The sequence below is a fragment of the Allosaccharopolyspora coralli genome (genome assembly GCF_009664835.1).
Lineage (GTDB): Bacteria > Actinomycetota > Actinomycetes > Mycobacteriales > Pseudonocardiaceae > Allosaccharopolyspora > Allosaccharopolyspora coralli.
Window position 1 is genome coordinate 4,779,984 of the sequence record NZ_CP045929.1, and the last position, 26,697, is coordinate 4,806,680.

The 26,697-nt window shown below is 69.8% G+C and carries 20 protein-coding genes; 10 read left to right on the forward strand and 10 right to left on the reverse strand.

What is annotated here, in order from left to right:
* The first annotated feature begins 4 nt into the window (after positions 1–4).
* Positions 5–1,111, forward strand: a complete 1,107-nt coding sequence (locus GIY23_RS22330) for an inositol-3-phosphate synthase (RefSeq protein ID WP_154078441.1) — start codon at positions 5–7, stop codon at positions 1,109–1,111.
* Between the two features lie 384 nt (positions 1,112–1,495).
* On the opposite strand, the gene GIY23_RS22335 is transcribed toward GIY23_RS22330, so the two are convergent.
* Positions 1,496–2,347 carry a GGDEF domain-containing protein gene (locus GIY23_RS22335; protein ID WP_154078442.1) on the reverse strand — a complete coding sequence of 284 codons (852 nt, stop codon included), beginning with the start codon at positions 2,345–2,347 and terminating at the stop codon, positions 1,496–1,498.
* 338 nt (positions 2,348–2,685) lie between these two features.
* On the opposite strand from GIY23_RS22335, the gene GIY23_RS22340 reads away from it, so the two are divergent.
* The gene (locus GIY23_RS22340) at positions 2,686–3,990 is read left to right on the forward strand and encodes a glycosyltransferase 87 family protein (RefSeq protein ID WP_228717452.1); all 1,305 of its coding nucleotides are present in this window, start codon (positions 2,686–2,688) and stop codon (positions 3,988–3,990) included.
* Positions 3,991–4,121: 131 nt separating this feature from the next.
* Here GIY23_RS22340 and GIY23_RS22345 read toward each other — a convergent pair whose 3' ends face one another.
* Both GIY23_RS22345 and GIY23_RS22350 read right to left on the reverse strand, forming a co-directional pair.
* Positions 4,122–5,411, reverse strand: coding sequence for a hypothetical protein (locus GIY23_RS22345; RefSeq protein ID WP_154078443.1), 1,290 nt, complete (start codon positions 5,409–5,411; stop codon positions 4,122–4,124).
* Positions 5,412–5,573: 162 nt separating this feature from the next.
* Positions 5,574–6,386 carry a hypothetical protein gene (locus GIY23_RS22350; protein WP_154078444.1) on the reverse strand — a complete coding sequence of 271 codons (813 nt, stop codon included), beginning with the start codon at positions 6,384–6,386 and terminating at the stop codon, positions 5,574–5,576.
* 246 nt (positions 6,387–6,632) lie between these two features.
* Here GIY23_RS22350 and GIY23_RS22355 point away from each other — a divergent pair, with 246 nt between their 5' ends.
* Entirely contained in the window at positions 6,633–7,850 is a 1,218-nt protein-coding gene (locus GIY23_RS22355; RefSeq protein WP_154078445.1) for an AI-2E family transporter, read from the forward strand.
* 209 nt (positions 7,851–8,059) lie between these two features.
* Here GIY23_RS22355 and GIY23_RS22360 read toward each other — a convergent pair whose 3' ends face one another.
* Positions 8,060–9,256, reverse strand: a complete 1,197-nt coding sequence (locus tag GIY23_RS22360) for a GGDEF domain-containing protein (RefSeq protein WP_154078446.1) — start codon at positions 9,254–9,256, stop codon at positions 8,060–8,062.
* Between the two features lie 330 nt (positions 9,257–9,586).
* On the opposite strand from GIY23_RS22360, the gene macS reads away from it, so the two are divergent.
* Positions 9,587–10,774: a MacS family sensor histidine kinase gene (gene macS, locus GIY23_RS22365; protein WP_228717453.1), complete on the forward strand. Its 1,188-nt coding sequence runs from the start codon at positions 9,587–9,589 to the stop codon at positions 10,772–10,774.
* Entirely contained in the window at positions 10,771–11,472 is a 702-nt protein-coding gene (locus GIY23_RS22370) for a response regulator (RefSeq protein WP_154078447.1), read from the forward strand. Before macS ends, GIY23_RS22370 begins: the two co-directional genes overlap by 4 nt.
* Positions 11,473–11,670: 198 nt before the next feature.
* On the opposite strand, the gene GIY23_RS22375 is transcribed toward GIY23_RS22370, so the two are convergent.
* Positions 11,671–13,317, reverse strand: a complete 1,647-nt coding sequence (locus tag GIY23_RS22375) for a phosphoenolpyruvate--protein phosphotransferase (RefSeq protein WP_154078448.1) — start codon at positions 13,315–13,317, stop codon at positions 11,671–11,673.
* Between the two features lie 193 nt (positions 13,318–13,510).
* Here GIY23_RS22375 and GIY23_RS22380 point away from each other — a divergent pair, with 193 nt between their 5' ends.
* Positions 13,511–15,550: a DUF2339 domain-containing protein gene (locus GIY23_RS22380; protein ID WP_154078449.1), complete on the forward strand. Its 2,040-nt coding sequence runs from the start codon at positions 13,511–13,513 to the stop codon at positions 15,548–15,550.
* 282 nt (positions 15,551–15,832) lie between these two features.
* On the opposite strand, the gene GIY23_RS22385 is transcribed toward GIY23_RS22380, so the two are convergent.
* Positions 15,833–16,213 carry a glutaredoxin family protein gene (locus GIY23_RS22385; RefSeq protein WP_154078450.1) on the reverse strand — a complete coding sequence of 127 codons (381 nt, stop codon included), beginning with the start codon at positions 16,211–16,213 and terminating at the stop codon, positions 15,833–15,835.
* A 209-nt stretch (positions 16,214–16,422) separates the two neighbouring features.
* On the opposite strand from GIY23_RS22385, the gene GIY23_RS22390 reads away from it, so the two are divergent.
* Positions 16,423–17,142 carry a TetR/AcrR family transcriptional regulator gene (locus tag GIY23_RS22390; RefSeq protein WP_154078451.1) on the forward strand — a complete coding sequence of 240 codons (720 nt, stop codon included), beginning with the start codon at positions 16,423–16,425 and terminating at the stop codon, positions 17,140–17,142.
* Positions 17,143–17,329: 187 nt separating this feature from the next.
* Complete coding sequence (locus GIY23_RS22395; RefSeq protein ID WP_154078452.1) at positions 17,330–17,887, forward strand: hypothetical protein; 558 nt, start codon at positions 17,330–17,332, stop codon at positions 17,885–17,887.
* Positions 17,888–17,893: 6 nt separating this feature from the next.
* Here the strand turns inward: GIY23_RS22395 and GIY23_RS22400 are convergent, their stop codons facing one another.
* The 4 genes from GIY23_RS22400 to GIY23_RS22415 all read right to left on the reverse strand — a co-directional run bounded on the left by GIY23_RS22400 (position 17,894) and on the right by GIY23_RS22415 (position 25,523).
* Positions 17,894–19,858: an acyl-CoA dehydrogenase family protein gene (locus GIY23_RS22400; protein ID WP_154078453.1), complete on the reverse strand. Its 1,965-nt coding sequence runs from the start codon at positions 19,856–19,858 to the stop codon at positions 17,894–17,896.
* 89 nt (positions 19,859–19,947) lie between these two features.
* Positions 19,948–20,811: an alpha/beta fold hydrolase gene (locus GIY23_RS22405; RefSeq protein ID WP_228717454.1), complete on the reverse strand. Its 864-nt coding sequence runs from the start codon at positions 20,809–20,811 to the stop codon at positions 19,948–19,950.
* 195 nt (positions 20,812–21,006) lie between these two features.
* Positions 21,007–23,904 (reverse strand): leucine--tRNA ligase, encoded by a 2,898-nt coding sequence (leuS, locus tag GIY23_RS22410; RefSeq protein WP_154078454.1) that lies wholly within the window; start codon positions 23,902–23,904, stop codon positions 21,007–21,009.
* Between the two features lie 509 nt (positions 23,905–24,413).
* On the reverse strand, positions 24,414–25,523 hold the full coding sequence (locus GIY23_RS22415) for an esterase-like activity of phytase family protein (RefSeq protein ID WP_154078455.1): 1,110 nt from the start codon (positions 25,521–25,523) through the stop codon (positions 24,414–24,416).
* 142 nt (positions 25,524–25,665) lie between these two features.
* Here GIY23_RS22415 and GIY23_RS22420 point away from each other — a divergent pair, with 142 nt between their 5' ends.
* Entirely contained in the window at positions 25,666–26,067 is a 402-nt protein-coding gene (locus GIY23_RS22420) for an SdpI family protein (protein WP_154078456.1), read from the forward strand.
* Positions 26,068–26,340: 273 nt separating this feature from the next.
* Positions 26,341–26,697, forward strand: a complete 357-nt coding sequence (locus GIY23_RS22425; protein ID WP_154078457.1) for an SdpI family protein — start codon at positions 26,341–26,343, stop codon at positions 26,695–26,697.

The window sequence follows — 26,697 nt, forward strand, 5'->3', positions numbered from 1 at the left end:
GGTCATGGGCGGAGATCGTGGGAGCATCCCCAGCCGGCCGATTCGGGTGGCGATCGTCGGCATCGGGAACTGTGCCGCGTCCCTGGTGCAGGGCGTGCACTACTACGCCGACACCGAACCCGACTCCCGTGTGCCGGGTCTCATGCATGTCACGTTCGGTGACTACCACGTCCGCGACGTGCAGTTCGCCGCCGCGTTCGACGTGGACGCCAAGAAGGTCGGACGCGACCTGTCCGAAGCGATCGTGGCCAGCGAGAACAACACCGTCAAGATCACCGACGTGCCGCCGCTGGGAGTGACCGTGCAGCGCGGGCACACACTCGACGGTCTCGGCATGTTCTACCGGGACATGATCGAGGAGTCGGAGGAGCAGCCGGTCGACGTCGTTCAGGCGCTGCGGGACGCCGACGTCGACGTGCTGGTGTCGTACCTTCCGGTCGGTTCGGAGGACGCCGACAAGTACTACGCGCAGGCAGCGATCGACGCGGGTGTGGCGTTCGTCAACGCGCTGCCGGTGTTCATCGCCTCCGACCCGGAGTGGGCACGCAAGTTCACCGAGGCGGGGGTGCCGATCGTCGGCGACGACATCAAGTCGCAGATCGGGGCGACCATCACGCACCGGGTCCTGACGAAGCTCTTCGAGGACCGCGGGGTGCACGTCGACCGCACGATGCAGCTCAACGTCGGCGGGAACATGGACTTCCTGAACATGAAGGAACTGGATCGGCTGGAGTCGAAGAAGACCTCCAAGACCCGGTCGGTGACCTCGCAGGTGCAGCGCGATCTGGGTAAACGCAACGTGCACATCGGACCGTCGGACCACGTGCCGTGGCTCGACGACCGGAAGTGGGCCTACATCCGGCTGGAGGGCCGCGCCTTCGGCGACGTGCCGTTGAACCTGGAGTACAAGCTCGAAGTGTGGGACTCGCCGAACTCGGCCGGAATCATCATCGACGCGGTGCGGGCCGCGAAAATCGCGAAGGACCGGGGTGTGGGCGGCCCGATCCTGTCGGCCTCCTCGTACTTCATGAAGTCGCCGCCGGAGCAGTACGCCGACTCGGACGCCTACCAGGCCGTCGAGGACTTCATCGCCGACCGCAGCAACGAGTGACCCGAGGCGAACGGCACTCTCGCCCCACACACTCACCCGAGGCGAACGGCACTCTCGCCCCACACACTCACCCGAGGCGAACGGCACTCTCGCCCCACACACTCACCCGAGGCGAACGGCACTCTCGCCTCACCAGACGAGGCGAAAGTGCCGTTCGCCTCAGGGGTTGGGGTGGCGTGGGTCGAGGGCTGTGGTCAGGCACGGTGCGTCGACGATTTTCCCGCCACGGACGCGGCCTGACCACCGGCGGGTTCTCAGCGTCCTCCTCGCGAGGACAGCGATTTCGCTGCGTAGGTGGCTACTCGAGAAAGCGACCCCGCAGCGAGGAGGGCGGGAGAGGTTCCGCTACCCGACTCACCGAGCACCACCCTCTGAAAGATGTTTTCAGTGGGAGAGCTGCTGTTCGGCGGTGGCCAGCACCGAGTGAACACTGGCGAAGCCGTCGGTGGTGACCCAGGACACTCGCAGCTGCGGGCGAACCCGCCTGCGTCCGATCCGCATCGGCCACCCGACGACCTCCCTGGCCTGCTCGGCGATGTCCTCCCCGGTCCCGCTGGGGTGGTCGGCCACGACGGCGAACTCGTCCCCGCCGTAGCGGGCGACCGTGTAGTCGTCGCTGAGTCCCTGCCGGAGGCGCCCGGACAGGACACCGAGCAGTTCGTCACCGCCGTCGAAGCCGTGCTGCACGTTGAACTGGGCGAGGTGCCGGATGTCGATGAGGACCAGGGTGGTCAGGGCGCCGCGGGTGCGGGCGCGCACGAGGGACTGGTCGAGCCTGTCGAGCAGCAGTGCCCGGCCGGGAAGCCCGGTGAGCGGATCGAGAAGGCCACGACTGTGGGACACGCTGTGGTGAACCGGCTGCAGCAGCATGAGCACCCGATCGCGACCTTGAGCCCGGACCGGGTGGTAGTCGACCCAGATGCGGGTGACGGGTTGCCCGGTGCGTTCGATGACCAGCGGTGTGGACAGCGGAGCGCCCGCTCGGCGGACCTGGCCTGCGAGATCGGACCAGTCGGGCATCGCGGCGCCGGTGTCGTCGCGCACCGACCATCCCTCCGGACGGGTGCCGGTAAGGAGGTCGGACCTGCTCAAGTGCATGAGTTCTGCGGCGACGTCGTTGGTCGCGAGCACCTGGCCGTGGTCATCGGCGAGCAGGACACCCACGGTCATTCCACCGATGATCTCGTCCCATACCGGGGCGAGCTGGGCCGGCACACTCGTGTCGAGAAGACTCATCTGCTTCTGCCCTCCCACCGAACGGAGCAGCCGAAATGAGCCTCCCCGCCGGGTAGAGTCGAATCAAGAGGACCACTAACACCCGTAACGGTGGTTCTTTCGGCAACGATGTAACCGAGGGTGACAGACCCGGTGGACGTTGCGGCGTCGCACGATGCGCCACTCCGGATCACGCACGCGGACTCGGAGATTTCGGCCAGGCACTGGAAAGATCGACATTCGGACCCTCTACCCTGGATAGGCTGCCCGCGTCCACACACCGGATCGTTCGCTCGAAATTGCCCGAGGTGGGCCTGCAGCCTACCCATCTGTGCCCGGTCGCCCCTGGATGGTGAGTCGTGACCGTGACTGGACGGAATCCAGCCGAAATCACGCTGCGCGAACGTCTCTACCAGCAGCGACAGCTGATCGCCGTGATCGCGGTGTGCGAAATCGTCGCGCTGATCACGGTGTCGGCGATCAACCCGCACGACCACATCGACGGCGAGGTGTACCGGCTCGGCGCACGAGCGTGGCTCGACGGCAAGGACATCTACCAGAACCTGCCGCCGACCGAGTCCGGCATGGCGCTGCCGTTCATCTACCCGCCGTTCGCGGCCATCGTGTTCAGCCCGCTGGCGTTGGTTCCCAAGGTCGCCAGCACCGTCATCATCTCGCTCACCACGCATCTCGCGCTGCTGGCGACGCTGTACGTGGTCCTGAGTGCGTCGACGTTCATGATCGCGCACCGGGACAAGATCGTCCTTGTCACCGCCGCGATCCTGCCGTTGGCGACGGTGACCGAGCCGGTGCTGGAGACGATCACCTACGCGCAGATCAACGTCGTGCTCATGGCGCTGGTCGCCGTGGACTGTCTGTGGCGGATCCGCGGACCGAAGAAGCTGCCGTACCCGCGCGGCATGCTCATCGGGATCGCGGCCGGGCTGAAACTGACACCGCTGGTCTTCCTGCTGTTCCTGCTGCTGCGCCGGGACGGCCGGTCGATCGCGGTGGCGCTCGGGACGTTCGCGGCCACCATCGTGCTCGGAGTGGCGCTCGCCTTCGAGAACGCCGGACAGTTCTGGTTCAAGCAGATGCTGGCCACCAGCAACGTCTCCTTCGGCAAGCTCACCGGGGACGCCTCCACGTATGCGGGTAACCAGTCGATCCGCTCGATGCTGAGCAAGTGGACCGTCCCGGACCAGCTGCTCACGGTGGTGTGGGTGCTCGCGGCGCTGCTGGTGCTCGCTTTGGCCGTCGCCGGGATGGTCCAAGCACTGCGCAAGAGCGACCCGGCGCTGGCACTGACGCTCAACGCCGTGGCCGGGCTGCTCATCTCCCCGGTCTCGTGGTTCCACCACTGGGTGTGGGCCGTCCCGGCGCTGATCCTGCTGCTCGGAGGCGCGGTCGTCGCACGGAACTGGGCCACGGCGCTGGCCGGAGCGTTGGCTGCGGCGCTGTTCACCCTCGCGCCGCACTTCAAGGTGCCGCAGGGCAAGGGCCGGGAACTGACGTGGAACGTGTTCACCCAGTTCGTCGGGAACGCCTACGTGTACCTGGGCCTGGCGCTGCTGCTCTACGCCGCTTACCAGTGGTGGGACGCGCGACGCACGGACCAGCACGTCGAACCCGACCCGGCCGCGGTCGACCAACCCCGCCTCTGACGGCATCTGGGAACTGGCAGTTGTGCCCGTAGGGCACGGTCTCGCGTGCTCAGCCTGAGAAGCTGCCCCTCCGCACGACGAAGCCGGCCCAGGAGCGTGCTCCTGGGCCGGCTCTCTATCGGGAACGCCGGTCAGACCGTCACGCGGGGGAGCGGACGGGTCTCGTCGACGACGCGGGAGGGGGACGCGTCGAGACCCGGCGTCGGCACTGTCTCGCCCTGCGCGACCGTGAGGTCGGGCAGCCCGTCGAGCACCGGCAGCGCCATGGGCGCGGAGGCGCGCGGTGCGGGTGCGGTGCGGAACGGGTTCTGGGTGACGAGCTCGCGCTCGTCTGCGGCGGCGCGGAGTTCGTCGAGAACCACGTAGTGCACGTCCGCGAACTCCGGGGTGCGGGAGAACCCGGGTACGTGCGGGACGGCCGGCGGCTCGGTCTCGGCCGCACGTGGCAACGGCAACCGGTTGCCCTCGAGCGCCTCGGAGATTCGATCCGGCGAGGGCAGCGTGGTCGCACCACCGTCCAGCGCGTGCAGGTCGCCGAGCCCGGGCACAGGCGCCTCGACGCCCGGCCGTTCCTGGGTGACCAGCGCGCGTGTCAGGGTCGGCACGTCGGTGGCCTGTTCCTGGTGCTCACCGGGCACGTGTAGCGGCACGAACTCGGAGTTCTGCGGCACGGCCCCGACCGGTTCGGTCGTCAACGCCGAGGTGAGCAGCGCGTTCGGCACCGTGTGCAGCTCGGCGAGTAGACCGTCGAGCCGCCCGTCGGTGAGGTCTTCGGTGTTCGTGGTGAGCAGTGCCGCCGCCGGTTCACCGGCTCCTGCGGGAGCGGGCAGCGCTGCGATCCGGTCGAGCTCCGTGTCCGGCACGACCAGCGGAGTGCCCGCGGGCCGCACGACCGGGATCTCGGTCGTCTCGGACGGATCGGCCGCAGGCGGCTCGGCGACGACGTCGCCGAGCGGGCCGGCCCACCCCATCGAGCGGTGGAATCCTTCCGCGGGGGAGCCGAGCTCATCGCCGGGCGAGATGCCGGCACGGTCCTCCTGCGGGATCTCCGCGACCCACCCCGCGAGCTCCAGCGGATGTACAGCGGCAGGAACTCGCGGCGCGGAAGGGTCCGGCGTGAACCACTGGTGGTCGGTGATCGCCGGGATCTCGTGGGTGAGCGCCTCCTGCGCGGCAGGCATCCGGCGCTGGTCGGGGGTGATCAGATGGTGACGGCCGGTGGGGGCGTCGTCGAACCGCTCGGGGAACAGTTCGCCCGAGAACCAGGTACCGCTGCTGCGAGGGGAGCCGTCGTCGGCGGCACCCCAGGGGAGCATGTCGGTGTCGTGGTGGTCGGCGGCCGAGGCGACGCCCGAGCCGACGGCGAGCATTCCGCCGGTGACCAGCGCGGCGTGCACACCACGCCGAGCCCATGTCTGCATGGGAACTCCTTCGATATTTCCCTGGTGGAGGGACTGTCCTGGTAGAGGACCGTCCGGGGGACGGGTCGGCGCCCGGCGTGGGACAGCCGCGGCGCTTCGGGCTCCGGTGCGGTCGGCCCCGACGGGGACGGGACGGTGTGGGGACACGCACCGGCGGGGAACTCAGTCGGGAGTGGTACCCGGCTGCGGGCGTGGAGCGCCCGGAACGTGCTGAGCAGCAGTGCGCAGCGCGGTCGTCGTACCCGCGTCGGGCGCGGGCGCGGTGCGGAGGCCGGACGTGCGGTCGGCGGAGGGAGTGCCCGGCCAGTCCCCGACCGAACCGGTCGCCGGCGGCGCGGGTGCCGTCCCGAGTAGTGGCGGCAGCGGTGGAGCGGGATCGGCGTCGTCCTCGATCGACGGCCCGGGCGCGGCAAGCACAGCACGGTCCGCAGGGGCGTCGGCGACGGTCGTCATCGGAGTGGGCACGACGACCGACGAGACAGCCGGAGGTGCCGGGGCCGCCTGTCCGGGTACCTCCGGTCCCCTCTGCGAGGTGTCGGCAGGAGCCGGCTCGGCCGGGGCAGTATCAGGACGCTCGGGAGCGGGCACGTCCGGCTCGGGCAGGGTCTCCGGTAGCGGCACGTCGAGCACCGGCTCCACGTCCGGCAGCGGCGCGCTCGGCAGCTCGACCGCGGGCGGCGTCACGTCCTCGACGACGGCGGGCACCTCGTCGACGACGGCGGGCACCTCGTCGACGACGGCCGGGATGCCCTCGTCGGCCTGGCCGAGCACCGGTTCCACCGTGCCCGCGACCTCCACGACCCGGTCCTGGACGGGGCCGAGCACTCCGCCTGCGTTCTCGTCGGCCATCGACAGTCCGCAGCCGATCAGGCACGCCGCGGACGTTCCGGCGACCGTAGCGCCGGCCACGACCGCGACGCGGGCGAGCAGCCGCCGCATGCGGCCACTTCCCGTTCGCCGATCGGGCTGGGACATCGGGACTTCACGCCTCCTGGCGTCGAGTAGCTGATCCGGGGCACCCCGCGCGGACGCCACCCCCGTCGGTTCCGTACCGAACCGTGTCGGCGTCGCTCGACGGCACTGTTCCAAACCAGCGCCCCCCGGCGCAGCACTCCGGCGCCAAGATCGCTATATCGGGTGAGGCCGGTGGCCGGAATGGAATTGATCACGACCGCCGCGTTCGAAACACGCGCACACGGGGTGCGGGGATACTGTTGGCGCGTGAGTGACTCCAGGATCACCGACCGGGAGGACGCGGCACTGTCGGTGCCCCGCGTGCTCCGCGTGTCTGCCGCCGTGAGCTGGCGTGTGCTGATCGTGCTCGGCGCGCTGTACGTGCTGGGCACGATGATGCGGACATTGTCCGTGGTCGTGATTCCCGTCGCGGTCGCGCTGCTGCTGGCGGCACTGCTGGCACCGGCCGTGCTGGCACTGTCGCGCTGGGGCGTGCCGCGTGCGCTGGCGACGGCGGTGGTGCTCGTCGGCGGTCTCGCAGGCGTGGGCGGAGTCCTCAGCTTCGTCATCAACGCGTTCATCCAGGGCTTCCCGCAGTTGCAGCGGCAGGTCGTGGCCAGCCTCGGTCAGATCCGCGACGCCCTCATCAACGGGCCGTTGGCGCTGAGCGGCGAGCAGATCGACGGCTACATCGAGCAGGCGCAGCAGTGGCTGCAGGACAACCAGGCGCAGCTGACCTCGGGTGCGTTGTCGACGGCGTCGACGTTCGGCCAGTTCCTCACCGGCATCGTGCTGATGCTGTTCACACTCGTGTTCTTCCTGCACGACGGGCGGGGGATCTGGTCCTTCGTCATCCGGGTGGTGCCGCGGCAGTCGCGTCCGGCGATCGACCGGGCGGGCACTCGAGGGTTCGCCTCACTGGTCGGGTACGTGCGAGCGACCGTGCTGGTAGCCGTGGTGGACGCGCTCGGCATCGGGCTCGGGCTCGGGTTGCTGGGGGTTCCGCTGGCGGTACCGCTGGCCGCGCTGGTGTTCCTCGGTGCCTTCGTGCCGATCATCGGTGCCGTCGCCTCCGGTTCGGTGGCGATCCTCGTGGCTCTGGTGACGCAGGGCTGGATCGTCGCGCTGGTGGTGCTCGGCATCGTGCTCCTCGTGCAGCAGTTGGAGGGCAACGTGCTGCAGCCGCTGCTGCTGGGGCGTGCCGTCCAGCTGCACGCACTCGCCGTCGTGCTGGCGATCAGTGCGGGTGTCGTCGTCTACGGGATCGTCGGCGCACTGCTGTCCGTACCGCTGATCGCGGTGCTGAATTCGGCGGTGCGATCGCTGGTCGAAGACGACCCCGACGAGGCCGATCCGCTCGCCCCCTCGGACGCGACACCTCACCACGAGCAACAGGAGTCCGAGCAGGTGGACACTGCGGAATCCAGCGAGGACCGGGAACCGACGGAGCAGGCGGCGGAGCGGGGCGACGACCCGAGAGCGTGACCGCGACGCGGCCTGTGTTCACCCACATCGCGCCGAGGGTTCCTCCGCCGCGTACGCAGGCCGGCCACCGGCGGGTTCTCACCTCGTGGCCGGCGAGGACAGCGTCGACGTGGCGTAGGTGGCTACTCGATGCCGACGATCCCGCGGCCGGCCGCGAGGTGAGGTTCCGCCACCCCACCACCCACGCACATCAATACGCGCGACCTCACTCAGGCCAGGTTGACGAGGTTGCGGCCGTCGGCCTTCGCCGACATCAGGGCCGCGTCCGCCGCTCCCAACAGGTCCGGGAGTTCGTAACCGTGCTTGGCGGTGGCGGCGACACCGATACTCGCGGTGAGGTCGTTGAGTTCCCGGGGCGTACCGCTGAGGTCCTGCGCCTGCACCGACAGGGTCGAGATCGCCCACCGCACCCGCTGTGCCACCGCGTACGCCTCGTCCGGATCGGTGCGCGGCAGCAGCACCACGAACTCCTCCCCGCCGAAACGCCCGACCACGTCCTCGCGCCGGACACTGCTGGTGAGCATGATCGCCACCGAACTGAGCACCGCGTCGCCCGCGAGGTGCCCGTGCTCGTCGTTCACCCGTTTGAAGTGGTCGAGGTCCACCAGCAGCACCGCGCCCGGACGGCCGCGGATCCGGGCACGGGTGAGCTCGGTGCTCGCCACCCGTTCCCAGTGCAGCACGTTCGCCAGTCCTGTCTTGGCGTCCCGCTGCGCGGACCGGCGCCACTGCGGGAGCTGACTGGCGAGGTCGAGCAGAGCCAACGGGGGCGCCGCGAGCAGCGCACTGATCGGCTCGGCGAGCAGCGCGACGGCGATCAGCCCGCCGAGGGTGGCGGCGACGATGGCGAGCAGTACGTCGATCGGGTCGCCGAGGACCTCGTGACGACCGGCGGACGGACGGCGCAGGCGGATCCCGACCGCCACGAGCGATGCCCGCACCAGAATCAGCACCGTGCCCCCGACGACGAACGACAGCGGCGTCCACACCGGTTCGTCCCAGCCGACGGTCACGCGTGCCGCGAACGTCGCCAGCGCGGTGGCCGAGGTCGTGAACATCCAGCGATGCAGCTGCGGTCGCCCGTCGAGGATGCCGTGCAGAGCCGGACCGAGCAGCAACAGCACGAGCAGGTTCACCGGCAGCGTGAGCACCCCGGCTGCGAGGTAGGCGATGTGGATCGTCCACGGGTTGCGCCGGACCTCGTGCCGTACCGAGATCGACACCGAGGTGGCGACGATGACCACGCCCGCCACCAGTGCCAGCAGGCCGAAGTGCAGCAGTTCCACCGGGTCGGGCTTCGGCGTGGTCAGCACCACGTGGATCGAGAGCCCGACCGCGACCGCCTGCACGATCAGGACGTAGGCGAGCGCGGGCCCTCGCAGCGACCAGACCGGCCATGCCCGCATCGTTCGTCCTCCCCGTGTCACCGGCGAGCCTGGCACATCGGGCACGCGCCGGGGGAACCGCACACCTGCCGCGACCATCACACCACTGGTCGTGAACGCCGACACCGGCCTGACAAGAGCACGCCCACCCGTCTACGCAGGCCGGCCACCGGCGGGTTCTCGCCTCGTGGCCTGCGAGGGCCGCGTCGACGTGGTGCCGGTGGCTACTCGTTGTAGACGATCCCGCTGCCGAACCGCCAACGCACATCACTGCGCACGCCCTCTACTTCGCCCGAACCATCCCTTCCGCGGGGCGGGCTCAGGCAGGATTGTCGCCGGAAAGGAGCTGCCGTGTCGAGTGAGCAGGAGGCCGCACCCCCGCTGCGGCGAGTGCCGGACGGCCGGACGCACCTCTGGCGTGCCCACAACATCTTCCGCGTCGTGACGTTGTGCTACGCGATCATCTGGTTCGCCGTCTTGGTGGACGACTACCAGCGGCCGTGGCTGGGCTGGATCGCGATCGTGACGATGACCGTGTGGACGCCGTACACGATCTGGCGCTACCGGCACCGCTCGGGACGCACCAACCGGCTCGTTCTCCTGGACCAGGTCGTGGTGACCGTGGTGTTCGCGACGAGCGAGTTCACCCTCACCGACGAGCAGATGCTCGGGGGGCTGCCCACGCTGACGACGCTGTGGCACAGCTCGATGATCACGGCGGCCGCGGCGCAGTGGGGCATGCTCGGCGGCGGGATCTCCGGCGTCGTGGCCGCCGCGGGCCACACCCTCGCACGCGGCTACATCGACCCGAACATCACGATGGACGCACTGCTGATGGTCGGGCCCGGCCTGCTCATCGGCCTCGCCTCGGACACCGCGCGGCGCTCCACCGAACGCCTGACGCGGGCGTTGCGGGCGGAGGCGTCGACGGCGGAGCGCGAACGGCTCGCCCGGTCCATCCACGACAGCGTCCTGCAGGTGCTCGCCAGGGTGCGCAGGCGCGGCACCGAACTCGGCGGGGAAGCGGCCGAACTCGCGCGGCTCGCCGGGGAACAGGAGGTCGCTCTGCGGGCGCTGGTCGCGGCCTCACCCGCCGAGTCGCCCGACGACGGCAGCGCCGATCTCGCCGGTGCGCTGCAGGTGCTCAACAGCGGGCAGGCTCAGGTGTCGGTCCCGGCGACCCAGGTGTGGGTTCCCGCCGTGGTCTCCCGCGAGCTGACTGCGCTGGTCCGGGAGGCGTTGGAGAACGTCGAGCGACACGCGGGACCGGACGCGGGCGCCTGGGTGCTCCTGGAGGATCTCGGTGACGAGGTCGTGGTCAGCGTCCGGGACAACGGTCCGGGCATCCCCGACGGACGTCTCGGCACCGCCGAGTCCGAGGGCCGGATGGGGGTGGCGCAGTCGATCCGGGGCCGGGTGCACGGTCTGGGTGGGACGATCTCGTTGGACACCGCACCCGGCGAGGGAACCGAGTGGGAGGTGCGGGTGCCGCGCACGGAAACGTCGAGAACGAAGCGCCGGAAGGGAGTGGCGTCATGACCGGACCCGAGGGCTCCGGGACGAACGCGGGAGCCGAGGTTTCCGTGATGGTGGTCGACGATCACCCGATGTGGCGGGACGGCGTGTCCCGAGACCTCACCGAGCACGGCTTCGACGTTCGTGCCACCGCGTCCGACGCGACGTCCTCGCTGCGGATCGCGCGGGCGGTGCGGCCGGACGTGGTGCTCATGGACCTCAATCTCGGGGACACCTCGGGAGTGGAGGCGTCGCTGCAGATCACTCAGGAGGTGCCGGGCACGCGGGTGCTGGTGCTCTCCGCGAGCGGCGAGCACAGTGACGTCCTCGAAGCGGTCAAGGCCGGTGCGTCCGGCTACCTGGTGAAGTCGGCGTCCGTCGACGAGCTCGTCGACGCCGTCAGCCGCACCGCCGCAGGAGACGCCGTGTTCACGGCGGGATTGGCGGGCCTCGTGCTCGGGGAGTACCGGCGGATGGCGGTCGCGCCGGACTCGGGTGACCAGACTCCGCAGCTCACCGACCGGGAGACGGAAGTGCTGCGCCAGGTCGCGAAGGGCATGACGGCCCGTCAGATCGCGACGAAACTCGTCATCTCGCATCGCACCGTCGAGAACCACGTGCAGTCCACGCTGCGCAAGCTGCAACTGCACAACCGGGTCGAACTGGCCCGCTACGCCATCGAACACGGACTGGATCAGGAACGGGCAACCGAGGAGGAGTGACTTCTTCGATGCGGCTGCGCGGGCAGAGCTGCGGCCGGTCCTACTGCACCGCCGGTTTTCTGCCGGCCTACGCAGCCCGACTACCCGCGGGTTCTCAGCGTCGCGAGGACAGCGGTTTCGCTGCGTAGGCGGCTACTCGAGAAACCGATCCCGCAGCGAGGAGGGCGCTGAGGTTCCGCCACGGGACACCAACGCAGATCACCCCGCACTCCCGCTCAACGCATTGCGGGCGGCTTCGCGCGCCGTGTGCGCGTCGGTGGCGTTGATCGCTGCGTCCGCCGCGGCCCGATAGGCGTCGCGGGAGTGGTCGGCCAGCGCGGCGCCGACGGTGGGCACCACGGCCGCGGCCATGGACAGGCTGCTCACTCCGAGACCCACGAGTACTCCGGCCAGCAGCGGATCGGATGCCGCCTCGCCGCACACGCCGACCGGCTTGCCGGTGTCGGCTCCAGCCGCACCGATCCCGGCGATGAGCCGCAACAGCGCGGGCTGCCACGGATCGTTCAACGTGGCCAGTGCCCCGAGCATCCGGTCGGCGGCGAACACGTACTGGGCGAGGTCGTTGGTGCCGATGCTGACGAAATCGGCCGCCTCCAGGATTCCCCGCGCCGCGATCGCGGCCGCCGGGACCTCGATCATCACACCGGCTCGGTCGATCCCCGCCGCGCGGGCGCGGTCGACGAACCACGCGGTCTCTTCCGCCGTCGCGACCATCGGCGCCATCACCGACACCTCGGCGCCGGAGTCCGCCGCGGCTGCCGCCACTGCCTCCAGCTGCCGATCGAGTACGTCGGGACGGTCGAAGGCGATCCGCAGCCCGCGCACTCCGAGTGCCGGGTTCGGTTCGTCGCCTGATTCCAGGAACGGCAGCGGTTTGTCCGCCCCCGCGTCGAGGGTGCGGACGACGACCGGCTTTCCGGCGAACGGAGCGAGCACCTCACCATAGGCCCGGCGCTGACCGGCGACGTCGGGTTCGTCGGACGCGGCGAGGTAGCAGAACTCGGTGCGGAACAGTCCCACGCCCTGGGCCGAGACTCCGGCGGCAGCCTGTGCGTCGGTGGCCGAGCCGACGTTGGCCAGGACCGACACCGGATGGCCGTCGGCGGTGGCGCCCGTACCGGAGAACTCGGTGGTCGCGGCCGGGTCCGCGACGTGGGTGGCGATCTCGTGGTCGAAAGTCTCGACCGTGCCGGTGTCTCCGTCGACGTCCACCGAGACGGCCGCGGCGGCCCGGATGCCCCGGACGGCGACCGCCGCGGGAATGCCGAGCGACCGGGCGAGGATCGCGGTGTGGCTGGTCGGCCCGCCCTCCTCGGTGACCAGCGCGAGCACCCGGCTCGGATCGAGGTCGGCTGTGTCGGCTGGGGCGAGGTCCTTCGCGAGCAGCACGCTCGGCGCGTCGATGTCGGGGACACCCGGACTGTCCACGCCGAGCAGTTCGGCGACGAGACGGTCCCGCACGTCGTGCACGTCCCGCGCGCGCTCCGCCATGTAGCCGCCCGCGTTCACGAGGGCGTCGGCGAAACCCCGGGCCGCCTCGTGCACGGCGCGCGGGGCGGGGAGTCCGTCGTCGGTCACGTACGCCTCGGCCTGCGAGAGCAGTGCGGGGTCGATGGCCATCGCCGCCGTGGTCTCCAGCACCGCCTTCGCGTCCCCTTCGACCTGTGCGGCGCGCCCGAAGAGCCGGTCGGCGACGGCTTCGGCGGCCGGGCGGATGCGGGCGGACTCGGCGGCGCGGTCCTCCGGGGCCGGTGTGGCCGGAGGTTCCGGCAGCGGCTCGGCGACCCGCGCGACCGGACCGGATGCTCGGCCGGGGCTGACCCCCACCCCACTGAAGCTCGCCATGCCGGGCACCTTACGTCGTCGGGGACCGAGACACTGCCCGGAGGAGGCACCTTCGTTGGCGCGACGGCATTCTCGGCCCACCACCCGAGGCGAAGGCGCCGTCATCGTTCGACCGCACTCAGGTAGCGCGTTGAGTAGTGCGTGAGTAGCCGTACGGATCCGGTGCCGCTCCGGAATCCGCACTCTGGATGCCATGACGACGCGAGACACCGCCGACACTCCGGCGAGCGCTGCCCGCACCACACGTCACGACCTCGACCCGTTCGACCGGCTGGCGTCGATGGTCGCCGAACTCGGTGCGGAGGTCGACCGGGTGAGCGAGGAACTGCGCCCCACCGAGGAAGACCCGCCGCGGACGGACGAGGACAGACCGAGCCCACCTCCCCCGACCGGACCGGGGATGCACCGGGGCGAGCCGGTCGACACCAGCTTCGCCCCGCCGGAGACGGCAGCCACGATCGCGAGCACACCAGGAACCCCGGTCGCTTCGGCGGCCGGGGATTCCCCGTCTTCGGGGCCGATGCCGGTAGCCGCCGGGAACAGCCCGGGGATCCCGCCGAGGAACCAGCAGACCCAGGAACGGACACGGCGCACCCCGATGTCTCGCCTACGGCGGGACGACGTGATGAGCAGGCTGCCCGCGTGGGCCGGTGCGGCGGTCACGCTGCTCGGTGTCGTGCTGTTGCTCGTGATGGCGGTGCAGCAGGGGTGGATCGGGCCGCTCGGGCGCGTGATCGGCGGCGCGGGACTCGGCGTGGCTCTGCTCGCGTGCGCGGGCAGGGTGCGTCGTTCGGGCGAAACCGGGCGTGCGGGCGCGTTCGCGCTCGCCGCGACGGGAATCGCGACGCTGTATCTCGACGTACTCGCCGCCACGGTGCTGTACGCGCAACTGCCGCTGCTCGTCGGCTGGTGTGCCGCACTCGCGATCGCGGGCGGTGGGTTGTGGCTCGCGGACCGCTGGACGTCGCAGACGCTCGCGGTCGGCGTGGTGCTCGGATGCGCCGGGTGCGCGCCGTTGCTGGTCTTCTCGGCACCGGTGTCGGTCGCAGCCGCTCCCGCATTGCTGGCGGGTTTCCTCGTGGTACTCAAGGTCGCGGCCGCGCCGGTGCAGTTGCGGCGCGGTTGGCCACGGCTCACGGCCGCCGCGGCACTTCCCGCGATCGCGGCGGCGCTTTTCGCCGACGCGCACGCCGCCGTCGTCGCGAGCACACCGTGGCCGGCCGTCGCCGCAGCCGTCACCGTCACGATCACCGGCCTGGGGCTCGCGATCGTGACGGCACGGCGGAGGCCGAAGGACCCGGTGACGCTCGGTTTGCTGGCATTGTCCGGAACCCCGGTGTTGCTCGTGGCGCCGATGCTGGATCGTGCGGCGGCACTGGGGGTGTTGCTCGGTCTCGCCGGGGTGCACGTGGCGGTGTGGGCTTTCCGCCGGCATTTTCCCGCACGGTGGGGCGCGGTCGCGGGCGCGACGGCCGCGGTGGCGGTGTTCCAGGCTTCGGTCAGCACACTGGACGGTTCCGCCCGGTCGCTCGCCCTGCTCGGTGAGGCCGTGGTGCTCGTGATGCTCGCCGTCCGGTTGCGCGGTAAGGGAATGCTGTTGACGGCGTCCCTGTACGCGGCCACGGGCGCGATCAGTGCCGTGGCCGCCGACGTCCCGCCGCGACTCCTCGTGACTTTCCCGGCGGAACCGTTCGTCGTGGACGGCGTGCCGCGACCGGGCCCGACGGCGATCGGACTCCTGACCTTCGCCGCCGTGACCGCGGTCTCGGCGTTGCTCCCGTGGGCCGCGGTCCGACTCCGTGTTCTCGGCGCCCCGGGGTCCGAGCCGCTGGGAACCGACGGCCATCCACGGGTCGAGCACCGGCTGCTCACGCTGGTCGTGCCTGCACTACCGCTGCTCTACGGCGCCTCGGGAACGGTGCTGGCCGCCGTGCTGTGGGCGGCACCGTCACCGACGGGCTTTCTCGTCGGTCAGGCTCTGGTCACGGTGTCGTGGGTGGTGGCGGCGTTCGTGCTGCTCTCGCAAGGGATCCGGCACGGTGCGTTGCGCGTCGCCGGGTTCGCGTTCATCGCCGCGAGCCTGGCGAAACTGCTGCTCTTCGACCTCGCGGCACTGGACGGGTTCGCGCGGGTCGGGGCGTTCCTCGGGGCCGGTCTGATCCTGCTCGTCGGGGGGACCCACCACGCAAAGCGGATCGCCGAGCGCAGGAACCCGCTCGAATCCCGCATGTGAGCCGACAGTGATCTCCAACCCGACATCATCCTGCATGGTGGGACAAACATGAGTCTGTGCAGAGCACAGAGCAGCTTGATCCACAAGAGATGATCACCCGGATTGGTTGCGCCACTACCGCCTTTCCACCCTTTCGAGCGTATTTCCGGTCAAGAACTGCCCACGACGGCGGGTCGTGAGTCCACACTGTCCGAGTTGTTGCTCGTCGACACTCGCGCCGTCGACGATCGGCAGCAGCCCGGTGCCGGCCGCAACGCCCCCCGTGCGGTCGGCACCGGATCTTCACCCCTCGCCCCGGAACCCGGTCCCGTCTCGTGTTTCCGACGTCCGGAAGCCCGCCGCGTCGAGCAGCCCCCGCACCAGCCCCGGTTTCCGCTCCGGGAGCCGCCCGGGCGCGTACTCCTCGGCCGCCGCGACGACCTCCGCCGCGCCGGGGTTCACCGCCGTCCACGGGCCGACGACGACGGTCGGCACCGTCTCGTTCCCGTCGGCGATCGACCGCACGAGCGCTGCCGCCTCGGGCTCCTGCCAGATGTCGACCTCACGGAAGTCCACGCCGTGGCGTCGAAGGCCGCCGCGCAGCGAGGTGCAGAACGGACATCCCGGCCGCGTGTGGACGACGACCTCGGTGTCGCCGTCGTGCGGAGTCCTGTCGTCGGCCATGTCGCCGAAACTCCTTTCCGAGCCACGTTTCTCGTACGGCACCGCGGAAGGTCCACTGTGGCCCTTGATCCGCCGGAGCCGGGAGCGTGCCGGTCGTCCACCCTGTGGTTGCCGGACCTCGACCATTTACCGTAGTCGCGACGACTCGGGTGCACGCTCGACTGTCACCACGCACTCTCCCGGGAAACCACCCTGTCCAGGAGCAACGGATGACGAAGCTCACCCAGCGCGGACAAGCCGGCGTGACGACCGACCTCGAGATCCGCAGGCGCGCGCGCATCCTGCTGCGCACGGACGGTCACGACGCCGTCACGCTCCGGGCGATCGCCCGCGCGCTGGGCATCACCGCGCCCGCGTTGTACCGCTACTACGACTCCCGCGAGGACCTGCTCCGCCAGCTCTGCGACGACATCTGCGCCGATCTCTCGCACGAGCTCGCCCGCCGCGTCCAGCACGTCGCCCCGGACGCGTTCGCCGAGCGCGTCACCGAGACCTGCCGAGGGCTGCGCACCTGGGCCGTGGCGCACCCGCGCGAGTTCACGCTGGTGTTCGCGACCCCACCGTCCGCGGACGCGCAGTCACCGACCGTGGGCCAGGACGAGTTCGCGGGCGTGTTCCTGTCCCTGGCCGGCCCGTTGCTCGTGGAAGGCACGGCCATGACACCGGCGCGTCCCGTTCCCGGCGAGTTCCTGTCCACAGTGGAACACCATCGAACCGCGCTCGCCGAGGCCTGCGTCGCACACGGCCTCGACCTGGCACCGGAAGACATCCGAGCCGGACACGTCTACGCCCTGCTGCAGTGGTGGATCCGCATCTACGGGCACATCGCACTGGAGGTCTTCGGCCGCTTCCCGTTCGACGTGCGCCACGCCGAAGTGCTTTTCGAGGTACTGCTGACCGACCTCGTCCACGACATCGAACTGTCCTGAATCCCGTTGCGGGACAAACGCCCCCTCGGCTGAGTCAGTTCTCGCGCGGTCGAGGCGAGCCCCACGCCGCGAGCGGCAATCCAAGTAGAACTACTCGGATTCGGCGCGGCCGGGAACCAACGCGGCGTTGCGCCGGGTCCCAGTGTGCGTCACCGGCCCTGCCTGAACCGCGAAGGGAACGCGCACGATGAGCACATTCGGCCGCATCATCGGGATCGTCATGCTCGCCGGGACCGGCGTGGCCGCGGCGGGAATCGTCCTGAGCGGATACTCGGTATTCGGCGTGGACGCAGCGCCACCCCCACCCACGCCGACCACCGTGACCGTCACACCCGAACAGTCGAAAGCCGCCCCGCCGGAAGAAGTGGCCGGCCTACAACCCGGTGATTCCGGAGCGCTCATGGACGAGTCGATGTTCGTCCGCACTTTCGACGCCGACACCGGGAACTCCGTACAGCTCGTGCAGAAGCCGGACGAGTTCCTGCCGCCGCACATCACCGGCGTCGGGCCCGCGGAGGTGCTCGCGTTCGACATCGAATGGGCACACTGGGACTCGGAGAAGGCCGTCGGCAACTGCACGGTCCGGGTGACCGGCGGCGGTGCTGACCCCGAGGTCCGCGAGGGAGTCCGCATCGTGCTGGACGAGCCGGCCGAGAAGGACGGCGTGGCCCAGTACACTCGGTACACCTTCGACTGGGGCGACGGCGAGGAGCCCGACGTCGGTGACCTCACCTTCTCGTCCTGACCGGACTCACTGCTCGTGCGTGCGCTGCTCCTGCTGTCGCGCGGCCTCCGCACCGGTCGCGATCGGCGCCGTGATCCACTGGCGTGGCGTGCCGAACGCCTCCACCAGGGACACGGCGTGCGGCCGGAGCCGCCGACACAACGTGTTCACCGCCTCGGTGACGGCCTTCGCGCGTCCGCCGCTGATTCGTTCGTGCTCAAGGAACCACGCCTTGTCTTCTTCCACTGTGGACAGGACATAGAGGTCGCAGAGCTGGCCGAGCACCACGGCGAGGTCCGGGTCGGTGCAGCGTTCGACCGCCGCGACGAACGCCTCCAGGACCACCCGGTCCACGTGCACCCGCGCCGCCCGCAGCACGTGGTCCTGCGCGTTGTTGAACACCTCGAACGGATCGGCGCCGTCAGAAGTCGCCCGCCGCAACCGTTTCGCGACGCCCTCGAGCACGTGCTGTTCACGATCGTCGAACAGGTTCAGCTGCCAGCCCCTGTCGAACAGGACGTCCTCGTCGTCCCTGCCCGGTGCGGCGTCGGCGATCCGCTGCAGGATCTTGCGCGCCGCGGTGCGTTCGATCACGGCGCCGACGAACTGGTCGGCGACGAACCGCGCCATCCCCAGCGTGCCGAGCTCCTCGAACTCGTCCTTGTAGTTCGTCAGCAGACCCTTGGCGACCTGCTGCAGCAGCACCGTGTTGTCGCCCTCGAACGTGGTGAACACGTCGATGTCGTCGCGCAGGCCGGTGAGCTGATTCTCCGCCAGGTACCCGGCTCCACCGCACGCCTCACGGCAAGTCTGAATGGTGTGCAACGCGTGCCAAGACGAGAGTGCTTTCAGCCCGGCGGCCCGGGATTCCAGTTCACGCTGCTGCCATTCGTCGACTTGTTCCGCCGTCGAGAGGTCGTGCAGGCACGAGACGAGCTCTTCCTGCGCGAAGTGCAGCGCATAGGACTTCGCGAGAGCGGGGAGCAGCTTTCGCTGGTGTGCCAGGTAATCGAGGACAGGCGTCTCGGCCTGCGTTCCGGGGTTCTCGAACTGACGCCGGACCTCGCCATAGCGCAGCGCCACCTCCAACGCGATCTTCGTGCTCGCGCCCGAGACGCCGGCGATCGAGATCCGACCCCGGATCAGCGCGCCCAGCATCGTGAAGAAGCGCTTGTTCCTGCTCCGGATCGAGCTGCTGTACGTGCCGTCCTCGGCGACGTCGCCGAACTTGTTCAGCAGCGCCTCACGCGGCACCCGCACGTGGTCGAAGTACAGACGCCCGTTGTCCACCCCGTTGAGGCCGCCCTTGCGTCCGGAGTCCTCGATGGACACACCGGGCATCGCGACTCCCTGCTCGTCGCGGATCGGGACCATCAGCGCGTGCACCCCGTGCTGCTCGCCGCCCACGTGCAGCTGCGCGAACACCACCGCCATCCGGCCGTCGCGCGCCGCGTTGCCGATGTACTCCTTGCGGGCGGCCTCGAACGGCGTGTGCACGACGAACTCGCCCGTTTCGGCGTCGTAGGTCGCCGTGGTGCCCAACGACTGCACGTCGGACCCGTGTCCGGTCTCGGTCATCGCAAAACAGCCGGGCAGCGACATGTCCATGATGTCGGTGAGGTACCGGTCGTGGTGGCGCTCGGTACCGAGCGCGACGACCGCCCCGCCGAACAGGCCCCACTGCACACCCGCCTTGACCATCAGCGAGAGGTTCCCGCCGAGCATCTCCAACGACACGGTCGAACCGCCGACGTCGCCCTCACCGCCGTGCGATGCCGGGAACCCCAGGCCCGCCACACCGTGCGTGGCGAGCTGCTGCATCTGCGCCAGCACGTGCTCGCGCTGCGCCTCGGTGCCCGGGTCCTCCGGCGGGGGCAGCGGATTCTCGTCCAGCGACTTGCGCACTCGCTGCCGCACGTCGGCCCACCGTCCGGCCAGCAGCGTGGCCAGCTCCGCGGTGTCGAACCGTTGCGGCGTGGTCGCGATCTCCATCCGGCCCTCCGGTACTCAGGCGACGTGACACCACCGAGGCTAGCCGGAGGCGACCGGGCTCTGCTGTGTGCTGGCGCACTCCTGAGCGCTCACACGCCGACGAGAACCTCCACCAGGTCCGCCGGCCGATGAAAGTAGCCGACGTGGCTCGAGAACACGGTGCACACGTCGAACGGGTTCTGCGGCATGGCCGCGTCCGCTTCGGCGATCATCCGGTCCTGGCTGGCCAGGGTGATCGAACGGTCCTCGGCGAGCCGCACGTACGTACGCGGGACCGTGCCGAACGTCTCAGGCCAGGCGCGACACTCCTCGGTGGCGGCGAGCAGGTTGGCGTCCGGCTCCATCAGATTCAGCACCGCACGGAACTGCTCGTCGGTCCCGTCGTGCATCGACGCGGCCTTCATCCGGGAGAAGAATTCCGGATCGTTCGAGCGCAGGTTCACCCGGGCGAAGCCGTCCCGCGCGGGATCGTTGAGCAGCGGAAACGGGACAGCGTCGAACAGATTGCCTTGCTGTTCCGGCCACGCCATGCACTCGGCCACGGTCGAGGAGCCGACAGGACACCAGGCCGAGACGTAGACGAGACGATCGAGGAGTTCCGGGGCACGATTGGCGACCTCCGTGATCGCCACGCCGCCGGCACTGGTGCCGACGAGGACAACGGGACCGTGCTCGGCGACGGTGCGGACCTCGTCGAGTACGTGCTCGGCCCAGGCGTCGACGCCGACGTTCGCCACAGCGGACGGTTCCGCGGCGAACGCGGCGAGGTCGGCGGGCTGTTGGTAGTACGACGTAGGACGTCGCCCGCTCGCACCGTTGCCGGGCAGGTCCAGAGCGAGTGAACGCCGGCCACGTAAGGACAGCTCACGCTGCACCGGGCCCCAGATGGTCGAGTTGCACGCCTGCCCGTGTACGAGAACGAACGTCGGCAGGTCGGAGTGAGTCACTTGCACGAGACACCTCGTTCTCCCGCACACCCGGCGGGTTCAGTCAGAACGGAACACACTCACCTTGCGCGAACGGCACAGGCGCCTCGTCTCGTGAGGCGAACGTGCCGTTCGCCTCACGAGACACAACGGGCGCCGACGGTGCGAACGGCACTTTCACCCCGTGTGGTGGGGCGAAAGTGCCGTTCGCCTCATGAGGGATCAGCCGACTACGTTGACGAGGCGGCCGGGGACGACGATCACCTTGCTCGGGTCTTTGCCTTCCAGCGCCGCCGCGATCTTCTCGTCAGCAAGCGCCGCTTGCTGGACCGCGTCCTCGTCGGCGGAGGCCGGCACGGTGATGCGGGAGCGGACCTTGCCGTTGAGCTGAATCGGGTACTCGACGGTGTCCTCGACGAGGTACTGCTCGTCGGCGTGCGGGAACGCGTGGTGCGCCAGCGTGTCCTCGTACCCGAGGCGGGACCACAGTTCCTCCGCCAGGTGCGGGGTCAGCGGCGCGACCATCAGCACCAACGGCTCCACCGCGACGCGGGGGACGCCGGCAGCCGAACCGAACTCCTTCGTGAGGCGGTTGTTCAGCTCGATCAGCTTCGCCACTGCGGTGTTGAACCGCAGTTCCCGGTAGTCCTCGCGAACACCCGCGATCGTCTTGTGCAGGGCGCGCAGCGTGTCGACGTCGAGTTCCGCGTCGCTGACCCGCAGCTCACCCGTGTGCTCGTCGATCACGTTGCGCCACAGGCGTTGCAGGAACCGGTGCGAGCCGACGACGTCCTTCGTCGCCCACGGGCGGGAGGCGTCCAGCGGCCCCATCGCCATCTCGTACAGGCGCAGCGTGTCGGCACCGAAGGAGTCGCACATCTCGTCAGGGGAGACGGAGTTCTTCAGGCTCTTGCCCATCTTCCCGTACTCGCGGCGCACTTCCTGTCCATTGTGGAAGTAACGCCCGGCATCCTCGACGACCTCCTCGGCGGGCACGTACACGCCGCGCGGGTCGAGGTAGGCGAACGCCTGGATGTAGCCCTGGTTGTACAGCCGCCGGTACGGCTCTTCCGAGCTCAGGTGTCCCAGGTCGTAGAGCACCTTGTGCCAGAACCGGGAGTACAGCAGGTGCAGCACCGCGTGCTCCACCCCGCCGACGTAGAGGTCGAGGCCGCCGGGGTCGTTCGTGCCGTGCAGCTCGGGGCGCGGACCCATCCAGTACCGCTCGTTGGCCGGGTCCACGAACTGGCTGTCGTTGTCCGGGTCGATGTAGCGCAGCTGGTACCAGCACGAGCCCGCCCACTGCGGCATCGTGTTGGTGTCCCGGTGATAGTGCGTGAGCCCGTCGCCCAGATCCAGCTCGACCTCGGCCCACTCGGTCGCCTTCGCCAGCGGCGGCTGCGGCGAGCTGTTCGCGTCGTCCGGGTCGTAGGTGGTGGGCGAGTAGTCCGCGACGTCGGGCAGTTGCACCGGCAGCTGGTCCTCGGGCAGACCCAGCGGGTTGCCGTCCTCGTCGTAGACGATCGGAAACGGCTCGCCCCAGTACCGCTGCCTGGCGAAGAGCCAGTCGCGCAGCTTGTACTGCACCGAACCGGTACCGGCGCCCTGTTCCTCCAGCCAGGAGACGACGACCTTCTTGGCCTGGTCCAGGTCCAGACCGTCGAGGCTCAGGCCGCGCTCGGGGTTCGAGGAGTTGATCCGCGGTCCTTCGCCGGAGTACGCCTCGCCGTCGAAGCCCTCCGGAGGCTGAACCGTGCGGATCACCGGCAGGCCGAAGACCGTCGCGAAATCCCAGTCGCGCTGGTCCTCACCGGGGACGGCCATGATCGCGCCGGTCCCGTAACCCATCAGCACGTAGTCGGCGATGAACACCGGCAGCACCTTGCCGTCGACCGGGTTCGTCGCCCAGGCACCGGTGAACACACCGGTCTTGTCCTTGTTCTCCTGGCGGTCCACATCGGACTTCGACGCCGCCGCACGACGGTAGCTGGCCACCGCCTCGGCGGGCGTGGCGGCGCCCTCGGTCCAGAGCTCGTCGGTCCCCGCAGGCCAGCCGGTCGCGGTCAGCTCGTCGACCAGCGGGTGTTCCGGTGCCAGCACCAGGTAGGTGGCTCCGAACAGGGTGTCCGGCCGGGTGGTGAAGACCTCGATGTCCCCGGCCGAGCCGTCCAGCTCGAACCGCACCTGCGCACCCTGCGAGCGTCCGATCCAGTTGCGCTGCATCGACTTGACCTTCTCCGGCCATTCCAGGCGGTCCAGGTCGTCGACGAGCCGGTCGGCGTAGGCGGTGATCCGCATCATCCACTGCTTGAGGTTGCGGCGGAACACCGGGAAGTTGCCGCGCTCGGTCAGCCCGTCGGCGGTGACTTCCTCGTTCGCCACGACCGTGCCCAGACCGGGTGACCAATTCACCGGGGCCTCGGACAGGTACACCAGGCGGTAGGAGTCCAGCACCCGGTGCTGCTCGGTGCGCGAGAGCTCCTGCCACGGGCGTCCGTCGGGGGTCGCGCGCTCGCCCAGCGCGAACTGCGCCTCCAACTCCCGGATCGGGCGGGCTCGACCGCGCCCGCCGTCGGCCTCGGTGTCGTACCAGGAGTGGAAGATCTGCAGGAAGATCCACTGTGTCCAGCGGTAGAACTCGATGTCGGTGGTGGCGATCCGCCTGCGCTCGTCGTGGCCCAGCCCCAGCCTGCGGATCTGGCCCAGGAACAACTCCATGTTGTTCTCGGTGGTGGTGCGCGGGTGGGTGCCGGTCTGCACAGCGTACTGCTCGGCGGGCAGCCCGAACGCGTCGAAGCCCATCGTGTGCAGCACGTTGTAGCCGTTCATCCGCTGGAACCGCGCGTAGACGTCGGTGCCGATGTAGCCCAGCGGGTGTCCGACGTGCAGGCCGGAGCCCGACGGGTACGGGAACATGTCCTGGACGAACAGCTTGTCCTCCGGCACCGCGTCGCGGGTGGCCAGCGGACCGGACGGGTTGCGCGTGTGGAACGTCCCGAGCTCTTCCCACCGCCGTTGCCAGCGCTGTTCGATCTCACCGGCCAGCTGTGCGGTGTACCGGTACCGGGGCATCTCGTCGGCGGAGGTGGAGCCCTCCTGCGTGCCTGCCGAGCCGCTCATCGTGTTCCTTCCCTACCTCGTCACCGGGAGCTGTCCTCACCCGGGATGTGCCGGCGCCTGCAGCGGCGTCCCTGCTCCGTGCAACGGCGTCACCGCCCCCGAACAGCGAAAACCCCCCAGCCCGACCGGGGCATGAGGGGTCGCCACGCCGAGAGGCCCGCGATCACGCCGAGCGGATCAGCGGCGGACGCCTCGGCGCGGCCCGGTAAGCAGGCGCGCCGTACGCATGTGCCCAGCGTAGCGCGCGCCGGAAACGCGTTTCCGGAGGGCGTCGGTCAGCCTCGAAGCGACGACGGCAACAAGCTCAGCAGGAACACCATGTCAACAGTCTTTCCCACCGCTTACGCAGCCCGACCACCCGCGGGTTCTCAGCGACCTCCTCGCGAGGACAGCGATATCGCTGCGTAGGTCGCTACTCAAGAGATCGATCCCGCAGCGAGGAGGGCGCTGAGGTTCCGCCACGGAACCACCCACGCACATCAACCCGCGCACCCTTTGACAACCGGCGATCAGCGGACTCCGAGGGCTATGAGCTGGGTCTTCTGCTCGGCGGAGAAGTTGTCGTCGGAGACGAGCACGAGCGAACGCTCGCCGCCGGGCAGCTCGGGCCCCCAGGTCATGCCCTCCACGTTGTCCACCGGGCCGTGCTCGCCGAGATCGAGGTCGCCGAGGTCGACCAGCAGTTCCTTGCGTACCGGGGTGACGTCGTCTCCCTTGAGGGAGTCCAGGTCACGGACGTCGGTGGCGCCGCGAGCATCGACCTCGTAGATCCGGACCGAGTTGCCGACGCCGGTGACGAACGAGCGTTCCATGACCAGGTAGCGGTACGGGTCGTGCTCGTCGGCCGCGAGGATCGAGACCACACCGTTGTTGGAGAAGCCGCCGCTCGGCGACTCGGCGAACACGGGATCCATCGGGTAGGCGTGCTGGGCGACGACGGAACCGGACCGGTCCTGTGCGGTGACCCGACCGAGTGCTCCGTGGTCGACGGTCGGGGACTCGCCGTCCTGCATCAGTGGCCCCTCGGTGGCGTGCATAACGAGTTCCCCGCCTGCGGCGAAGGTCAGGGCTTCCAACGCCTCGTTGTGACGCGGACCGGTGCCTTCGGCCATCCGCAGGTTCTCGGGCAGGTCGAGCTCGGACCGGAACGAGCCGTCGGGTGCGGCGATCCGCACCGCCGGGTCGATCACCTGCTCCGCACGAGCGCCTTCGCTGGTCCACCACAGCTCGTGGGAGCGCGGGTCGAAGCGGATCTCCTCCGGGTCGACGGTGGTGCCGTCGCCAACCTCCGGCGGTGGGTACGGACGGCCGTCGGGACGCAGGAACGGACGCGTTCCGGTCAGCTCGGGCGCACCTGTTTCAGGGTTCAGTCGAGCCGAGTAGAACCGTGACGGCTGCTGCTGCGAGCGGTCGTCGCTGATCAGCACGAACTCACCGGTCCGCGGATCACGGTCGATCCCGGACAGACCACCGACGGTGGTGCCCTCGAACTCCCACGCGTGCGGCACGGTCGTCGCACCCAGCAGTCGCACTCGGTCCTGGTCCGCGAACGCCGGGGACGCGGGCAGCAGGGTCGTCATCACGGCCGCGCACCCGGCGGCCACCCATCGTCTGTTCATGACCTCCAGCACACCTGAGCAAGGTGACCGAAAGGTAGCGCCCAGATGGAGGCTTACTTGAGGTCGCGTGGGCTTCTCTGCGTTGGCGGTTCGGACCCATGGTGCCGACCGCCCACCCCACACGACCTCGTATCCTGGCTTTGTGACCGTGGTGCTGCAGTTCTTGGTAAGTGGTGTCCTCGCCATCGGCGGGGTCGCGCTGATCGCTGTCGCGTGGCTGTCCTTCCAGGGCAAACTGCCGCGCAACCGCTACGCCGGAGTGCGCACTCCCGCCACGCTGCGCAGTGACGAGGCCTTCGATGTCGGCAACCGCGTGGCGGCTCCCGCCACCGTCGCCGGCGGACTCGTCGCGCTGATCAGCGCCGCCGCGATGGCGCTCGCCGGTAGCGGTACGACCGGGCTGGTACTGGCTGTCGGCGGTGTCGTCGGGGCGTTCTCACTGGTCTTCGCCGCCGGGGTGCTCGGCAACCGGGCGGCCGAGGCGGTGCCGGAGCCCGAGGTCGCCGGTGGCTGCGGAGGGTGCCCGGGCGGCTGCTGCGGCTGAGAGGGCATTGTCGAACTGAGTTGGGTGGTCCGGTACCGCCGCCCAGTTCGCGCCTCGCGGCGTTGGGTCCTCTTGAGTACCCGGTTGTACGCGGCGAGAACGCGGCGAGAACCCCTGCCTTGCGAGGCACGCACTCCGAACGCCGGAGCCCCGCACTTTGCTGTGGCTGGTCACGTAGGACGGTGCCCTACGGGCACCGAGGCCAGTTCCCACATGCACTCCGAAACCGGATCGTTCCCCCATACCCGGCCGTCCGCGCCGTAAGCTCGGCGCGTGAACATCGCGCTCCAAACCCTGCTGTGCGGGGTCCTGCTGTTCGGCGGGGTGCTGCTCCTGGTCGTCGCGCACCGGTCCGCGCAGGAACGACTCGGCCGGAACCGGTTCGTCGGCGTCCGCACGTCCGCGACTATGCGCAGCGACGACGCCTTCCGCATCGGCAACCGTGAGGCCGCGTCCGCGACCCGGCTGGGCGGAGTGATCTCGGTGGTCAGCGGAGTCGCGGTGTTGTTCGCACCCGCAGGCGGTCCGCTCGGAGTGGGGATCGCCATCGTCGGCACGGCCGCGATGCTCGGCTTCGTCATCCTGGGCGGGGTTCGCGGACACCGCGCCGCGCAGAGTCACGGCGCCTGA

Bases quoted from the DNA above. Each gene is read 5' to 3' on its own strand.
- GIY23_RS22370 (WP_154078447.1), top strand. From the start codon at position 10,771: ATGACCGGACCCGAGGGCTCCGGGACGAACGCGGGAGCCGAGGTTTCC.
- GIY23_RS22375 (WP_154078448.1), bottom strand. From the start codon at position 13,317: ATGGCGAGCTTCAGTGGGGTGGGGGTCAGCCCCGGCCGAGCATCCGGT.
- GIY23_RS22345 (WP_154078443.1), bottom strand. From the start codon at position 5,411: ATGCAGACATGGGCTCGGCGTGGTGTGCACGCCGCGCTGGTCACCGGC.
- leuS (WP_154078454.1), bottom strand. From the start codon at position 23,904: ATGAGCGGCTCGGCAGGCACGCAGGAGGGCTCCACCTCCGCCGACGAG.
- GIY23_RS22390 (WP_154078451.1), top strand. From the start codon at position 16,423: ATGACGAAGCTCACCCAGCGCGGACAAGCCGGCGTGACGACCGACCTC.
- GIY23_RS22350 (WP_154078444.1), bottom strand. From the start codon at position 6,386: ATGTCCCAGCCCGATCGGCGAACGGGAAGTGGCCGCATGCGGCGGCTG.
- GIY23_RS22360 (WP_154078446.1), bottom strand. From the start codon at position 9,256: ATGCGGGCATGGCCGGTCTGGTCGCTGCGAGGGCCCGCGCTCGCCTAC.
- GIY23_RS22385 (WP_154078450.1), bottom strand. From the start codon at position 16,213: ATGGCCGACGACAGGACTCCGCACGACGGCGACACCGAGGTCGTCGTC.
- GIY23_RS22395 (WP_154078452.1), top strand. From the start codon at position 17,330: ATGAGCACATTCGGCCGCATCATCGGGATCGTCATGCTCGCCGGGACC.
- GIY23_RS22400 (WP_154078453.1), bottom strand. From the start codon at position 19,858: ATGGAGATCGCGACCACGCCGCAACGGTTCGACACCGCGGAGCTGGCC.
- GIY23_RS22330 (WP_154078441.1), top strand. From the start codon at position 5: ATGGGCGGAGATCGTGGGAGCATCCCCAGCCGGCCGATTCGGGTGGCG.
- GIY23_RS22380 (WP_154078449.1), top strand. From the start codon at position 13,511: ATGACGACGCGAGACACCGCCGACACTCCGGCGAGCGCTGCCCGCACC.
- GIY23_RS22415 (WP_154078455.1), bottom strand. From the start codon at position 25,523: ATGAACAGACGATGGGTGGCCGCCGGGTGCGCGGCCGTGATGACGACC.
- GIY23_RS22335 (WP_154078442.1), bottom strand. From the start codon at position 2,347: ATGAGTCTTCTCGACACGAGTGTGCCGGCCCAGCTCGCCCCGGTATGG.